This window comes from Cognatiyoonia koreensis (genome assembly GCF_900109295.1).
Classification (GTDB): Bacteria; Pseudomonadota; Alphaproteobacteria; order Rhodobacterales; family Rhodobacteraceae; genus Cognatiyoonia; species Cognatiyoonia koreensis.
In genome coordinates, this window is the sequence record NZ_FOIZ01000001.1 from 821,877 (window position 1) to 836,789 (window position 14,913).

The following is a 14,913-nucleotide window of genomic DNA, read 5'->3' on the forward strand; positions in this document are numbered from 1 at the left end:
GGATAAGATATGCTTTTCGGACTTGATGGCGTCGAAATCGGCCTGATCATTGTTTTCCTGACGCTCTTTGCGGGCATCCTGTCAGGCTTTCCGGTCGCATTCGCGATCTCCGGTTCTGCCGTGATTTCCTTTACGATCATTGCCGTGCTGGACGGCGGTGGCATGCTGACCCACTTTGCGGTTGATCCAAACACGGCCGAATTCGCGGCGATTGTGGCCGATGGGGTGAGGGGGGATAGTATCTCTGTCTTCAGCCATCCGGAGTTACCGCGCTACGCGACCCCGCTGTTCCCCGACGGGTGGCAGGTCGCGATGGATCGCAACGTTTCCTTTGTCGTGAACCGCATGAACGAACGCGTTCTGGCGGGCCAGTCGATCGAGACCCTGCTTGCCGTGTTGATGTTCGTCATGATGGGGATCGTGCTGGAACGCTCGCGGATTGCTGACGAACTTCTGACAACGATGGCCAAAGTCTTTGGACCGCTGCCGGGTGGTCTGGCCGTGTCCATCGTGATCGTGGGGGCGTTCCTTGCAGCGTCCACAGGGATCGTCGGTGCAACGGTTGTGACGATGGGCCTGCTTGCGCTTCCGACGATGCTCAAGAACGGGTATTCGCCAGAGCTGTCGACAGGCGTGATTGCCGCATCAGGAACCTTGGGCCAGATCATACCGCCCTCGATCGTTATCGTATTGTTGGGCACGCTTGCCGGTGATCTTTATTCCGCCGCGCAGGAAGAACGCGCGCAGGCCGTGGGCTGTTCGGATGCGCTGACGTATCTGGGCGAACCGGCTGTTGTGTCCGTGGGCACGCTGTTCCAGGCGGCGTTGCTGCCGGGGATCATGCTGGCGTTGCTTTATGCGCTTTATGCCTTCGGATTTGCCTTGCTCAATCCGTCAAAGGCCCCGGCCGTCCCGATGGACGGAGCCGGTGGTGATGAGGTCATCACCCGCAATGAAGGGCTGACATGGTTCCTTGCCGTGCCAATCGGCCTGATCGCGCTTTTCATGGCGCTTTCGAGCTTCAATGTGATCGGTAGCCAGTCCGTGATCGTGGATAGCTTTACAGATGCCGGTCAGACCGCATCGCTGCGTACAAACGTATCCGAGCAATGTGCGACCGCGATGCAGGAACTGCATGGCGAAGAGGCATGGGCCGCAGCCCTTGCCGAACAGGCAGCCATCGACGAGGCCGGTGGGGTCGAACAGGCCCGTGCATTGGGCGATGAAGAACGCGCAGCGCTTGTGCTGGAAGCCGTCGACGATGCGCCACCGCTTGGGTCGGGCCTGACTGTTGCGGCCTTGTTGATGGCCCTTGTGCTGGTGCTTGCGCGCGGCGTTGCACCGTCGCGCAGCCAGACAGAGCTGATTGTCGGTGCCATCGGTGTGCTATTGCTGTTGTTCGTGGACGCAACGCTGATCGGGCCACTGACGACGCCGGGTGCGACGACGCTGATTATCGCGATCCCACTGATCGTGGCATTCTACGGGCTGGCGCATGCCTCGCGCCGGATTTTCGGCAACGAAATCCTGCGTGTGGTTTTCCCGCCGCTTGTGCTCATCGTTGCGGTTCTCGGCTCGATCCTTGGCGGCATCACGAACCCGACACCGGCCGCGGCCCTTGGTGCGGGTGGTGCGATCCTGCTGGCAACCTATCGCAAGCTGCAGGATCAGGGGCGGTCGGGTAACATGGTTCTGCTGACCACTGGTGCCCTCGCAGTGATGTTGCTGGTTGGCACGAATTTCGACATGCGCCTTGGTCAGGAGAACGTGCTGTTCGAGAACTACATCGCGTTCTTGGTGGCGTTCGGTTCGTTCCTGTTTGCCATGTTTGGTTTGCTGTGGTGCTGCTGGACCTTGCTGGCTGGTGGCGTGCTTGCGCCGGTCGTGCGCGAGACGGCGAAGGTGACGTCGATGGTGTTCACTATCCTGATCGGATCGCAGCTGCTGAACCTTGTTCTGATCTCGTTCGGCGGGGAACACTATATTCAGGAATTCCTGAAGTCCTTCAGCAATGAATGGCAGGTCTTCCTGATCGTCATGCTGGTGTTGTTCATCCTTGGCTTCGTGCTCGACTTTCTTGAAATCATCTACATCGTGATCCCGATTGTCGGGCCGGTAATCTATGGTGGATCGTTCGATCCGAAATGGGTGACGATCATGATTGCGGTGAACCTGCAGACGTCGTTCCTGACACCCCCATTCGGATTTGCCCTGTTCTATCTGCGCGGGGTCGCCCCCAAGAACATCACGACGGGTCAGATCTACAGAGGTGTGCTGCCCTTCATTGGCATCCAAGTGGCCGGACTGGCGCTTTTGGCGGCATTCCCCGGCGTCGTTACGATTGTTCCGAATCTGCTGAACTGATCATTCGGCAGTGCGGACGCAAAGAGGGGCGCAACTGGAGGGTTGCGCCCTTTTTTCGTGCGAAGGTAGGGAGGTGTCGCTTATTCGCCAGCCGGCTGGCTGCCGGGCAGACTGATCCGCGCGACCTGTTCGGCAATGGGATCCGTCGAAAGCGGATGCAGCGCTGTGTGGTAATCATCCAGCGCGCCAAGGTCGCCCCAATGGCCGCCCCGATAGACTTCGAGCCCGGCAAACTTGGCCTTGTATCCCATCTTTGGTGATCCGGGCACCCAATAGCCGAGGTAGACATACGGCAGACCCAATTCGCGCGCGATGTCGATGTGATCAAGGATCAGATACGTACCCGGCGATGACTTTGCCAATTCCGGTGCGAAGAACGAATAGACCATCGACAGGCCATCATCGAGGATGTCTGTCAGGCAGGCAGCCACGGGGCCGTCCCGATCCTTCGGGGCGACATTCGTGTCGGCGTATTCGATCACGCGGCTGCGGATCGGCGTTTCTTCTACCATTGCGGCGAATTCGAACATATCCATATCCGCCATGCCGCCATCTGCGTGGCGGCCATCAAGGTAGCGGCGGAACAGGCTGTATTGCTCTTCGGTTGCCCAGGGCGACGTCGCGCGCCGTTTGAGATGCGCATTACGTTTTATGACACGACGTTGGCTGCGGGACGGTGTGAAGTCGGCCACGCGGATGCGCGCTGACATGCAAGCCGCACATTCCGCACAGGACGGGCGGTACAGCACATTCTGCGAGCGTCTGAAGCCTTGCTTGGACAGGCTGTCGTTCAATGCCCCGGCGTTGTCGCCCTGAAGTGCTGTAAACAACTTACGTTCCATCCGGCCCTCGAGGTAAGGGCAGGGTTGGGGCGCAGTGACATAAAACTGCGGAGCGACTGGTAGCGTATGGCGCATGCCCTTATTCTGACGTGCAAAACGGGTGCCGTGCAACCCCCCGAAAATGGCGAAGCCGCGATGTGTTGTCCTAGGCGGGTTTGTTGATTGCCGTGGTGTGCATGATCGTGTCGATCAGGCCCTGACCGCGTTCGGTGACGCACATCATTACCATCGACACAAGCTGCAACGGGAAGACTGCCCAAGCGACCGTGTATCCAAGCGTGTGCAGCGCTGCCTCTCCGGAATCAAAGCGATGCCCATCGTCGTTGCGAAATTCGATTGCCATCAACCGCATGCCCCATGTCGAGGACCGGCTGGCAATTGTGCCCCACCGATAGATGAAGCCGACAAACAGCATCATGAATGGAAAATAGAAGATCGCCGTGAATGCGGTGAATGGAACTGCGATCAGGCTGAAGAGCGTGATCACGATTGCATCGACGACCCAAGCGATGAACCGCTTGAGCGGGACGCCTTCGTAGAATGCCGCTTCAGTCTGTGGATCGGGCAGGCCGGAGGTCAGGTGGTGCGATGTCATCGTCATCTCGTTTCGCTTTCGGTCAGGGGTGAGATAGGCAGCCGGACCACCCCGCACAAGGGATGGTCCGCCCGCAGTCAGTCTTGCGCCTCGGCGCGTAGTTTGGTGGCGCGGTCGTCCATGAACTTGTCAAATTCGCTTTGGTCCTTGGCGTCGCGCAGGCGTCCGAGGAAGCCTTCGAACTTGGCCTGTTCTGTCTCAAGCCGTGCCAGCATGTCCTGACGATATGCGTCAAAGCTGGCGTTGCCGGATGATTGTGTGCCGGTTGTCGGCACAAGCGATCGCAGTTTGGCGTCAACGACCTGCGGTGACGGCAGCGCAGCGCCACCGGGCGCAAAGCCGCCGCGCCAGCCCAGCACTATGGCAAGGATGAAACCGGCAACCCAGGAATGATCGAACGTTATCGCAATCGCCGTAATCGCAAAGGCGCCGAAAAGGATCGTGGACAGGATTTGCACCGAGACCGGCAATCCGTATGGCCGGGGGTGCGGGGGTTCGTTTGTGTCGTAATGGGTGTTCATTGCAATCGTCATCTGGTGTCCCTCTCACTCTCAAATACGGTGAAGGGCACCGTTTCCGGTGCCCTAGCTTTTTTAGGCGACGTCCTTGTCGTCATGGTCGCTATCGTGGTCCGTCTTTCTGGCACGCTCGTCCATGAACTCGTCGAACTCGGCCTTGTCCTTGGCTTCGCGCAGACGCTCGAGGAATTGCTCGAAGTTTGTCTGCTCTTCTTCAAGGCGGCGCAGGGTCTCTGTCTTGTAGGCGTCGAACGCCGTGTTGCCGGATGATTTCATCGCGTGGCGGGCATAGCGCCCGTTGTGGCGGGTGACGGATGTGCAGGACTTGTTGAACATGCGTTTGCTCCAGATCATGTAGGCAAGAAGGGCGAGGCCGATGGGCCAGAAGAAGATGAAGCCAACCACCATGGCGGCGATCCATGCGCCCTTGCCACGCTCATCCAGCCACGCTTCGGTGCGGGCAAAGATGCCGGGACGGGCAGACATATAGGCCATGTCAGGTGTTGGATGGGTGGGGTTTGCAGTTTGCATAGCGCGTCTGTTCCTCTTGGTTGCCGTGAATGTAAATGCGTTTCACATCACTACAGATGGGATAACCCCTGCGACCGATCAAGACTTAATGTGAATGTTTTTTACATTGCGGCGCTAAAGCATTGCTTTCAGGCAGAATTTAGTCAGGCTACGATCAGGTGCAGCTTGGCTTGGGAAGGCGCAGTTTCTCTTCACATCGTGCAATACAGGCCTTTTATGCCTTTGCGATTGCGCCTTTTCATGTCGTGAACTCACCCACAGTGGCCGAGCACAGCGCTAGAAGCTGGTCCGGCGCGATCTCAAAAATATGGCGCGGCGTGCCTGCGGCGACCCAGATCGTCGCGAAGTCCTGCAAGCGCGGATCAAGAAACGCGCGGATCGGGTTCAGATGGCCGACGGGGGACACACCGCCGATGGCAAAGCCGGTCTGCGCACGGATCAGCGCGGCATCCGCTTTGCCCAGCGGTTCGCCTGCAAGTGCTGCAGCTTTCACCGGATCAACCTGATTTCCACCAGCTGTGATGAAAAGAACGGCCTTTTCGCTGTCCTGTCCTGCGAAAATGACAGACTTGCCGATTTGATCGACATGACAACCGGCAACATCTGCAGCCTGCTGCGCCGTTCGCGTGTCGGCATCCATTTCGAGCGGCGTAATATCCAGGCCCGCATCCCGCAGTGCGCCGACCACGCGTTTCAGGCTCTTGCTCATTTCGCTGCTTCCTGCCTAGCTTGTCGGATGACGGACACTTTCACTTTGGAAAACACCATACTCGCGCATGAAAGAAAAGTGTGGGATGCACTTGTCGCGGGCGAAATGGCCGCGGATGCTGACGCGCTGAGCGCGGATTTTCTGGGCGTCTATCCCGACGGATTCGCGGGCAAAGCCGATCACGTGGGCCAGTTGAAGGATGGGCCAACCGTGGCGGAGTATGAAATCACTGCGCCGCAGATCCGCCCCCTTGGACCGGACACCGTGCTGCTTGCCTATCACGCGACGTTCCGCCGCCCGTCAGAAACGCAGATGAAGGCGATGTATGTCTCTTCGATCTGGCAGGCGCAGGGTGCGACCCGGGTCAATATCTTCAGTCAGGACACACCGGCATGAGTTTCGCAGCACACATCACCCGCGCACCTGACGCATTCGACAAGGCGCGCGCCGATGACGTGATGAGCGATATCGGAGAGTTTGCTGCGGACGTTATGCACGTCCTGCATGGTGCCGCTGGGTGCAGCCCGTATCTGGGTGATCTGATGCGATCCGAAACGGACTGGCTGCCAGAAGCCTTTGATGACCCTGCTGCTGCGTTGGTTGCCGTCAATGACGCTGTCCGGTCCAGCACGACGACTGATATGCACACCGTGATGCGGCAAGCCAAGCGGCGCACAGCCTTGCTGACCGCGCTGGCTGACCTTGGTGGCGTTTGGCCGCTGGAAACGGTGACGCAGGCGCTGACCGATTTTGCAAATACCTGCGTCGATCACGGTATCCGGACGCTTGTCGCGGCCGAAATCGCGCGGGGCAAGCTGCCAGGCATGGGCGATGAAGATGCGGCCACTTCAGGCGGCATGTGCGCGCTTGCCATGGGCAAGATGGGCGCGGGCGAACTGAATTATTCCTCGGACATCGACTTGATCTGCCTGTTCGACGAAACCCGCTTTGATCCCGATGATTATTTTGACGCGCGCGCTGTCTTTATCCGTGTCACACGGCGTTTGACCGCGATCCTGTCGGATACGAAAGGCGGCTATGTGTTTCGCACGGATTTGCGGCTGCGTCCCGATGCGTCGGTGACGCCGGTTTGCCTGTCGATGGAAACGGCCGAGCGGTATTACGAAAGCGTGGGGCGCACCTGGGAACGGGCGGCCTATATCAAGGCCGCACCTTCTGGCGGGGATGTTGAGGCCGCGCTGCGGTTCCTGAAGACGCTTGACCCGTTCGTCTGGCGCAAGCATCTGGATTTTGCCGCTATTCAGGACGCGCACGACATGCGCCTGCGAATCCGTGATCACAAGGGGTTGGGTGGTGCGCTGTCGCTTGAAGGGCACGACATGAAACTTGGTCGTGGTGGTATCCGCGAGATCGAGTTTTTTACCCAAACACGCCAGCTGATCGCAGGCGGGCGCGATCCGTCTTTGCGGGTGCGCGGCACGGGTGAAGGACTGACGCGGCTTGCCGCGGCTGGCTGGATCAGCGCGGATGCCGCAGCAACGCTTTATACCCATTACAAGGCGCACCGCGAAATCGAACATCGCTTGCAGATGGTGAACGACGCGCAGACGCATACCTTGCCAACGGACGCGGAGGGGTTCCAGCGTCTGGCCTGCTTTACTGGTCAGGATATCAATGCCTTGCGGTCCGAACTTGAAGCGCGACTGGAAGAAGTCCACGCATTGACCGAAGGTTTTTTCACGACCGACGATCCCGCAGATGATGCCCCCGCATGGGGGAACGACATCACCGCCCGCTGGCGCACCTATCCGGCCCTGCGTTCGGACCGTGGCAGCGCCATTTTCAAGCGGATCGGTCCGGATATCCTTTCGCGGCTCCAGAAGGCTGCCAAGCCCGAAGAGGCGCTGGTCCAGTTCGATGCTTTTCTGGCGGGTCTGCCAGCGGGTGTGCAGCTTTTCTCGCTGTTCGAGGCGAACCCGCAGTTATCCCAGTTGATCGTCGATATCTGCGCGACCGCACCGGCGCTGGCCCAATACCTGTCGCGCAATGCAGGGGTGTTTGATGCGGTGATCGGCGGGTCATTCTTCGGTGACTGGCCGGGGCAGGACGCGCTCAAAGCGGAACTGACCGCCAATCTGGACGCAGCCGCCGATTACGAGGCGCAGTTGAATGCCGCCCGCCGCTGGATGAAGGAATGGCATTTCCGTATCGGTGTGCACCATCTGCGTGGCCTGATCGACGCCGATACGGCCGCCACCCAATACGCCGATCTGGCCGAAGCGGCGATTGCTGCACTTTGGCCGCCGGTCTGTGCTGAATTTGCGCGCAAGTTCGGGGGATTGCCGGGGCAGGGTGCTGTCGTGCTTGGCATGGGATCGCTTGGCGCAGCGCGGCTGAACGCGGAATCCGACCTTGATCTGATCGTCATCTACGATGCGGATGGGGTGGAAGCCTCTGACGGCCGGCGTTCATTGCCGACGCGCACCTACTATGCGCGACTGACGCAGGCGCTTGTTACTGCACTTTCGGCCCCGATGGCCGAAGGGCGACTTTACGAGGTCGATATGCGCTTGCGCCCGTCGGGCCGCCAAGGTCCGGTTGCGACCGCGTTGCAGGCGTTCCGGGATTACCAAAGCAACGACGCCTGGACATGGGAACACCTTGCGCTGACCCGTGCGCGGGCAGTTGCGGGGGCCGCCCCACTTGGCCAGGCTGTCGAGGATTTCCGCCGCACGCTGTTGCCCGCCAAGGGACAGGGCGAAAGCGTTTTGCAGGACGTCGCCGACATGCGCGCACGTTTGGCCGCAGCCAAGCCTGCCCAATCTGTCTGGGACATGAAATCTGGGCCCGGCCATCTGCAGGACATCGAACTTTTGGCACAGACCGCAGCCTTGATCGCAGGCAGCCCCGCGACGGATACGGCCAGCCAAATCGCAGCCGGTGTCGCAGCAGGCTGGCTGGATGCCGCTGACGCGCAGGCATTGACCGCCGCCGCACGGCTTTTGTGGCAGGTGCAGGCAGCCGGTCGGTTGCTGACCGCCGGGGTGCTGGACCCTGATGCAATCGGAGAAGGTGGGTGCCGCATGGTGCTGCGCGAAACGGGCTTTGATACGATGGACGCGCTGCAGGAGGCCTGCACGACTGCATGCACGCGGGCCGCAGAGGTGATCGACCGCATGATCGGCACCGGCACATGAAGGGCGATGCACGTGATCCACGCGGCCTGATCCGCGAGGCCTATCGCATCGACGGGATCACCGCGGGCGAATGCCGCACCATCTTTCTGGATTGGGCACTTGGCGTGCCTGCCGATCAGGATACCAAGACCGAGGTCAAGGCGCTGCTTGTGCAATACGCCGATGAACCGACCAGCCACCCGATGACGCAGACGCTGATCGCCGCCCTGCGTGATGCCGCCCCTGCCAAACGTCGTGGCGGCAGGGCCGGACGACAGTGATGAGCACGCTGACGGCGTGGGTCGTCCTGCGCTGGATTGCAATTGTGATCTCGATCATGCTGGCCATCTTGTGCTTTGTCATCGCAGTTTTGCTTCTCGGGACGCCTGCCGGGAAAGGCGAGGTGGCGGTGATCCTTCATGGCGGTGTTACTGTCGTTGCAATCATCGGCACAGTTGTTTTCGGGGTGATGGCCGTTTGGCTGATCCTTTGGCGTATTCTGTGGTTACGTTACACAGGCAGCGCGCTGCTGATTGCTGGCGTTATTCTTCTGCTCGCGTGGCCGACCATCCATCAACGGCAGCTACAGGCGCAAGCCGACGCGCTGCATCGTCAATCGCAATTGCAGCAGGACGTTTTCGAAGGGCATCTGGACCAGCTTAGATCGCTCAGAACCGATCAGGGCGGTGCCGAGGCGCTGCGCGCGGCGTTCAAAGCGCGCATGAACGCACCTGACCTTTTCGACGGCAAATGGACAGCGGACTGGGATACGTTCGGCTATGTCCACACGATCTATATGTATGTCTTCTTTGACGTTGACCGGCAGGGCAATCAGGCAAACCAGCAGTTTCCGCTTACTGGTTCGATTTACTGCAATCACTTCGCTGACCGCTTTGCCGATCTGATCACGTCAGAGGCCCAAGAGGCGCGATATCAGGCCGCCTGTCAGGTTCCCAGACCCTAGCGCGGCAGTGCGGCGGCCTCTTTGGCAAGCGCGGTGATTGCGTCCCAATCTTCGTTTGCAATCATGTCCTTTGGCGCGACCCACGACCCGCCAACGCAAAGCGTGTTCGGCAGGCTAAGGTAGTCGTTCGCATTTTTCAGGCTGACGCCGCCTGTCGGGCAAAAGCTGACCTGCGGGATTGGTGCGCCGATGGCCTTGAGGGCGGGGGCGCCGCCATTTGCTTCGGCTGGAAAGAATTTTTGCACGGTATAGCCGCGTTCAAGCAGGCGCATCGCCTCACTTGCGGTGGCCGCACCGGGCAGGAGGGGCAGTTCATTGGCCTCGCAAGCGTCGAGAAGCAGGTCCGTGGCACCCGGTGATACGCCGAATTGCGCACCTGCGGCCTTGGCGTTTTCGACGTCTTTGGCCGTCAGCAGGGTGCCAGCACCGACGACGCCACCTTCGACGGCTGCCATTTCGCGGATCGCGTCAAGTGCGGCTGGCGTGCGCAATGTGACTTCGAGCGCCGGCAGACCGCCCGCGACCAATGCGCGTGCCAGACCGGCGGCTTTGCTGGCGTCATCAAGAACCAGAACCGGCACCACGGGGGCCATCAGACATAGGGCGCGGTTCTTTTCGGATGCTTGGGCAGGGGTCATGGTCGTGTATTCCTTGTTTGGTACGCTTTTCAGCGGGAACGGCGTGCGCCGCTTAGTGTCGGCAGGTTCAGATCACCACGCCAGCGCCGCTTGCGGCAAGACCGACGTTCTGGCGGAAGACGTCAAACAGTTCACGCCCGACACCGTTGCCATTTCCGCGCAGGTCCGCCTCGGCGACTGCACGGGTATCAAGATTGACGTCAAGCACGTCGATCGTGCCCGCAACCGCATCCAGCCGGACCATATCGCCGTCCTGCACCTTTGCGATCGGGCCGCCGTCGGCTGCTTCGGGGCAGACGTGAATCGCACTGGGGACCTTGCCCGATGCGCCCGACATACGCCCGTCGGTTACAAGCGCCACTTTCAGGCCGCGATCCTGCAGAACCGCAAGCGTCGGTGTCAGCCCGTGCAATTCGGGCATCCCGTTTGAGCGTGGTCCCTGAAAGCGGACCACGATGATCGTGTCTTCGGTAAATTCGCCCGCCTTGAAGGCATCCTTGACCGCCTCTTGCGTGTGAAAGACGCGGGCCGGTGCTTCGACGATGTGGCGTTCTGCGGCGACTGCGGATGTCTTCATCATGCCAAGGCCCAGATTGCCTTTCAGCTGTGTCAGACCGCCCGTCGGGTGGAACGGATCACTGGCAGGACGCAATATCTTGTCGTTCAGCGTGCTGTCGGTGCCGGGGCCGTAAACGACGCGCCCGTCCTTCAGCTTTGGTTCCTGCGTATAAAGCGACAGGCCGTCGCCGCCGACTGTCTTGACGTCTTCGTGCAACAACCCGGCCTTGAGCAAATCACCCATCATATAGCCAAGCCCGCCAGCCGCGTGGAAGTGGTTCACATCGGCCAGACCGTTCGGATAGACCTTTGCCATCAGCGGCGTGACGGATGAAATATCAGCGAAATCTTCCAGATCGAGGATCACGCCTGCGGCTTTGGCCATCGCTGGCAGGTGCAGCACGAGGTTTGTTGACCCACCAGTCGCCATCAGTCCGACCAGCCCGTTGACGAACGCTTTTTCGTCAAGGATTTCGCTGACAGGGCGGTAATCATTGCCCAGCGATGTGATCTGCGATGCGCGCTCGGTCGCAGCGACCGTCAGGGCTTCGCGCAATGGTGTGCCTGGATTGACAAAGGACGCACCGGGCATGTGCAGCCCCATGAACTCCATCAGCATCTGGTTTGAATTGGCGGTGCCGTAGAACGTGCAGGTGCCGGGGCCGTGGTAGCTGGCCATTTCTGCTTCCATCAGTTCCTTGCGCCCGATGTTGCCTTTGGCGAATTCCTGACGGACTTTGGATTTCTCGTCGTTTGGCAGGCCGGACACCATCGGGCCCGCGGGGACGAAGATTCCTGGGATATAGCCGAAAGTCGCGGCAGCAATGACAAGGCCAGGGACGATCTTGTCACAGACGCCAAGATACATCGCGCTGTCAAACACGTTGTGGGACAGCCCGACCGCAGCGGCCAGCGCGATCACGTCGCGCGAGAAAAGCGACAGTTCCATCCCTGTCTGGCCCTGCGTGACACCATCGCACATCGCAGGTACGCCACCGGCAACCTGTGCCGTAGCACCCACGGCGCGGGCGGCATCGCGGATCTTGTCGGGATATGTTTCAAACGGCTGATGCGCCGATAGCATGTCGTTATAAGCGGTGATGATCCCAATGTTGGGGGATTTTTCAGCGACCAGACTGTCCTTGTCGCCACCCATCGCCGCATAGGCATGGGCCTGATTCCCGCAGGTCAGATGCGACCGGCGCGGGCCTTCGGCAGCCGCTGCTGCCATGCGGTCCAGATAGATGCCGCGTGTTGTTTCACTACGTGCGCGGATGCGGTCCGTGACCGCTGCAATCTTGGGGTGGAGTGTCATGTTATCCTCGTGCCGTCATCGCCTGACTGGCGCATAGCACACATCGTTAGCGCTAACAATGCGGCAATCGGCCTAATCAGAACCGTTTCACCGAACATAACATGCAATAGCCTTTCTTCAGTCTGGTTTGAATACATTTCCGCCTGAAAGACTGGAAAATAAAAGTTCAACGACGGTGCTGCGTATGCGGAAATTTGGGGCACATGCGCGTGGGACTGACTGGACTCATTTCAAAATCACGATTGCCGCTGTTCTGGCCAAGTCACGCTCTGACCTTTCCAAACCGCGATCGAACAGGGTAAGGGGATGCCATGACGACATCCCCTTATCCCATTGTGCGCCTGACACCCAAAGCGGATGCCCGCGCAGTTCGCCACGGTTTTCCGTGGGTCTATGCAAACGAGTTGGTGCTGGATCGGCGGACCCGCAATCTGGAGGCCGGTACGCTGGCCGTGCTTGAAGATTCCAACAGGACGGCAATGGGGATTGTGGCGCTGAACCCTGCCTCGAAAATCATCTGCCGGATGCTCGATCCGCAACCCGATGCAACAATCGATGAAAAATGGTTCGCAGCCCGCATCACACGCGCGTTGGCCCATCGGACCAGGCTGTTTCCTGATCCGTTCTATCGCCTGATCCATGCAGAGGCCGACGGACTGCCCGGTGTCATCGTCGATCGTTTTGGCGATGTTGCGGTTGTCCAACCCAATGCGGCCTGGGCGGATGTGCTGATCGACACACTTGTTGCAGCGCTGGTTGCGGTGACGGGCGTGACGACGGTTATTCTGAACGGGACAGGCCGCGCGCGGTCTCTTGAAGGATTGGCCGAACGCACAGACGTCGTTTTCGGCAACGCACCCACCGGTCCGATCCCCGTACCGATGAATGGCGCGATCTATATGGCCGACGTGCTTGGCGGGCAGAAAACCGGGCTGTTTTTTGACCAACGGCCTAATCATGCGTTTGCTGCGGGGCTGTCACGCGATGCGCGTGTGCTGGACGTGTTCAGCCATGTGGGTGGCTTCGGGCTTGCCGCGCTGGCGCAGGGGGCCGCTTCGGTTCTTGCGGTTGATGGGTCGGCACCGGCACTGGCATTGGCCGAAGACGGCGCAAAGGCCATGGGCGTCGCAGACCGGTTCAGCACGCGGAAGGGCGATGCCTTTGACGTGCTTTCCGCACTTGGGGATGAGGGCGCGATGTTCGATGTCGTGATCTGTGATCCGCCTGCCTTTGCGCCTTCCCGCAAGGCGCTTGATGCGGGGCTGCGCGCCTATGAACGGGTTGCGCGACTGGCGGCACCATTGGTTGCCGAAAACGGTTACCTGGGCCTGTGTTCATGCAGCCATGCCGCTGATCTGACAAAATTCCGCAACGCATCCGCACGCGGGATCGGACGGGCCGGGCGGCGCGGGCAGATCATCCACACCGGTTTTGCAGGGCCCGATCACCCGCTGATGCCGCATCTGGCAGAAAGCGGTTATCTCAAATCCGTGTTCTTCCGCCTGTGAGGGTGTTGATTGACGCCTGCGTGCTTTACCCGACCGTGATGCGGGAGGTTGTTCTGGGCTGCGCCCGCGTGGGGCTGTTCGAAGCGAAGTGGTCGGAACGTCTGTTGGAGGAATGGGCGCTGGCCGCACGCAAGATCGGACCCGAAGGCGAAACCATCGCGCGCGGTGAAATTGCGCTTGTAAATGCCGCCTTTCCGCACGCGATCATACCGGTTCGCGACGGGCTTGAAGCCCGGCTTTGGCTGCCTGACGCGCATGACATCCATGTGCTGGCAAGTGCTGTCGCGGGATCATGTGACGCGATCCTGACGGCCAATGCCAAGGATTTCCCGCGCAATATTCTGGCCGAGGAAGGGCTTGAACGGCGGGACCCTGACGGCTTTGTGACAGATCTTCTTGTTCAAGCCCCCGATCAGGTCGCGCGGGTTGCCGAAGACGTGTTGCAGACCGCCCGTCAGATGTCGGGCGAAGACTGGACCATGCGCAAGCTTATGAAAAAGGCGCGGTTGCCGCGCCTTGGCAAGGCGCTTAGCTAGTTTGTCCCCATTTCGCGGCGTTTGCCTCGATCGCCGCGATGCGCTGTTCCTGCTTTGGATGGCTCAAAAGCCATGCGGGCACCGCTGCACCGTTTGCACCGGTCAGCTTGCCCAGTTTTTCAAACAGCGAAATCTGCGGTGCCACGCCGATCCCCGCCTTGACCAGCAGGGCAGAGGCATAGGCGTCTGCCTCGAATTCGTCCTTGCGTGACAGCTTTGCAGCCAGCAGCGACATCAAGAGTCCCGCGATCCAGGGCCCGATAAAGGGGACAAAGCGGCCCAGCACCATCGCGAGGGCGGTCCGCATCGCGTTCTGTCCGGAAAAGTCGATCATCCGGCGGCGTGAATGGCCAAGTGCGACATGGCCCAGCTCGTGCGCGATGACGCTGGCCATTTCAGCGCCGCTGACTTTGCCTTCCTTGTAGCGGTTGAAGAATCCGCGCGTAATAAAGATGCGCCCGTCCGGTGCGGCCAACCCGTTCACCGGTTCGATTTCATAGATGTGCACCTTGATTTTCGGAATGCCGAGTGCGGCTGCCATCCGGTCGGACAGATCCAGCAAGTGTGGATCGTTCAGGGGCGTCGACTGTTGATCGAGCATCTTCGCTGTCCGCCAGGCCGAAAATCGGTACATGACGACGCCATAGATCACGGCAAGAAGGATCGGCAGGAACTTTATCATGTTCCAGATATGGGGT

The 14,913-nt window shown here is 60.1% G+C and carries 15 protein-coding genes; 7 read left to right on the forward strand and 8 right to left on the reverse strand.

What is annotated here, in order from left to right; all coding sequences use genetic code 11:
• Positions 1-9: 9 nt before the first annotated feature.
• Positions 10-2,364 carry a TRAP transporter large permease gene (locus BMY44_RS04100; RefSeq protein ID WP_089990617.1) on the forward strand — a complete coding sequence of 785 codons (2,355 nt, stop codon included), beginning with the start codon at positions 10-12 and terminating at the stop codon, positions 2,362-2,364.
• Between the two features lie 80 nt (positions 2,365-2,444).
• Here the strand turns inward: BMY44_RS04100 and BMY44_RS04105 are convergent, their stop codons facing one another.
• From BMY44_RS04105 to BMY44_RS04125, 5 genes are all read right to left on the reverse strand, one after another.
• Positions 2,445-3,281 (reverse strand): arginyltransferase, encoded by an 837-nt coding sequence (locus BMY44_RS04105; protein WP_089994495.1) that lies wholly within the window; start codon positions 3,279-3,281, stop codon positions 2,445-2,447.
• A gap of 70 nt (positions 3,282-3,351) precedes the next feature.
• A complete protein-coding gene (locus BMY44_RS04110) occupies positions 3,352-3,807 on the reverse strand; it encodes an RDD family protein (RefSeq protein ID WP_089990620.1) in 456 nt (151 codons plus the stop codon).
• Positions 3,808-3,878: 71 nt separating this feature from the next.
• Positions 3,879-4,334 (reverse strand): DUF2852 domain-containing protein, encoded by a 456-nt coding sequence (locus BMY44_RS04115; RefSeq protein WP_242650478.1) that lies wholly within the window; start codon positions 4,332-4,334, stop codon positions 3,879-3,881.
• Between the two features lie 60 nt (positions 4,335-4,394).
• On the reverse strand, positions 4,395-4,850 hold the full coding sequence (locus tag BMY44_RS04120) for a DUF2852 domain-containing protein (RefSeq protein ID WP_423219731.1): 456 nt from the start codon (positions 4,848-4,850) through the stop codon (positions 4,395-4,397).
• Between the two features lie 238 nt (positions 4,851-5,088).
• Positions 5,089-5,559 (reverse strand): YbaK/EbsC family protein, encoded by a 471-nt coding sequence (locus BMY44_RS04125; protein ID WP_089990625.1) that lies wholly within the window; start codon positions 5,557-5,559, stop codon positions 5,089-5,091.
• A gap of 27 nt (positions 5,560-5,586) precedes the next feature.
• On the opposite strand from BMY44_RS04125, the gene BMY44_RS04130 reads away from it, so the two are divergent.
• The 4 genes from BMY44_RS04130 to BMY44_RS04145 are packed head-to-tail and all read left to right on the forward strand — an operon-like array spanning position 5,587 to position 9,660.
• Complete coding sequence (locus BMY44_RS04130) at positions 5,587-5,955, forward strand: nuclear transport factor 2 family protein (RefSeq protein WP_089990628.1); 369 nt, start codon at positions 5,587-5,589, stop codon at positions 5,953-5,955.
• Entirely contained in the window at positions 5,952-8,717 is a 2,766-nt protein-coding gene (locus tag BMY44_RS04135) for a [protein-PII] uridylyltransferase family protein (RefSeq protein ID WP_089990631.1), read from the forward strand. Before BMY44_RS04130 ends, BMY44_RS04135 begins: the two co-directional genes overlap by 4 nt.
• On the forward strand, positions 8,714-8,977 hold the full coding sequence (locus tag BMY44_RS04140) for a hypothetical protein (RefSeq protein ID WP_089990634.1): 264 nt from the start codon (positions 8,714-8,716) through the stop codon (positions 8,975-8,977). The genes BMY44_RS04135 and BMY44_RS04140 overlap by 4 nt, the downstream gene beginning before the upstream one ends.
• Positions 8,977-9,660, forward strand: coding sequence for a hypothetical protein (locus tag BMY44_RS04145; RefSeq protein ID WP_089990636.1), 684 nt, complete (start codon positions 8,977-8,979; stop codon positions 9,658-9,660). Before BMY44_RS04140 ends, BMY44_RS04145 begins: the two co-directional genes overlap by 1 nt.
• On the opposite strand, the gene eda is transcribed toward BMY44_RS04145, so the two are convergent.
• Both eda and edd read right to left on the reverse strand, forming a co-directional pair.
• On the reverse strand, positions 9,657-10,298 hold the full coding sequence (gene eda, locus BMY44_RS04150) for a bifunctional 4-hydroxy-2-oxoglutarate aldolase/2-dehydro-3-deoxy-phosphogluconate aldolase (RefSeq protein WP_089990638.1): 642 nt from the start codon (positions 10,296-10,298) through the stop codon (positions 9,657-9,659). The two genes, BMY44_RS04145 and eda, sit on opposite strands and share 4 nt — an antisense overlap.
• Positions 10,299-10,365: 67 nt before the next feature.
• Positions 10,366-12,171 carry a phosphogluconate dehydratase gene (edd, locus tag BMY44_RS04155; protein WP_089990640.1) on the reverse strand — a complete coding sequence of 602 codons (1,806 nt, stop codon included), beginning with the start codon at positions 12,169-12,171 and terminating at the stop codon, positions 10,366-10,368.
• Between the two features lie 311 nt (positions 12,172-12,482).
• Between edd and BMY44_RS04160 the strand changes: the two genes are divergently transcribed.
• Both BMY44_RS04160 and BMY44_RS04165 read left to right on the forward strand, forming a co-directional pair.
• Positions 12,483-13,679 carry an RSP_2647 family RNA methyltransferase gene (locus BMY44_RS04160; protein ID WP_089990642.1) on the forward strand — a complete coding sequence of 399 codons (1,197 nt, stop codon included), beginning with the start codon at positions 12,483-12,485 and terminating at the stop codon, positions 13,677-13,679.
• Entirely contained in the window at positions 13,676-14,215 is a 540-nt protein-coding gene (locus BMY44_RS04165; protein WP_089990645.1) for an RSP_2648 family PIN domain-containing protein, read from the forward strand. The genes BMY44_RS04160 and BMY44_RS04165 overlap by 4 nt, the downstream gene beginning before the upstream one ends.
• Here BMY44_RS04165 and BMY44_RS04170 read toward each other — a convergent pair.
• The gene (locus BMY44_RS04170) at positions 14,208-14,897 is read right to left on the reverse strand and encodes a M48 family metallopeptidase (protein WP_089990647.1); all 690 of its coding nucleotides are present in this window, start codon (positions 14,895-14,897) and stop codon (positions 14,208-14,210) included. The two genes, BMY44_RS04165 and BMY44_RS04170, sit on opposite strands and share 8 nt — an antisense overlap.
• Positions 14,898-14,913 lie beyond the last annotated feature (16 nt).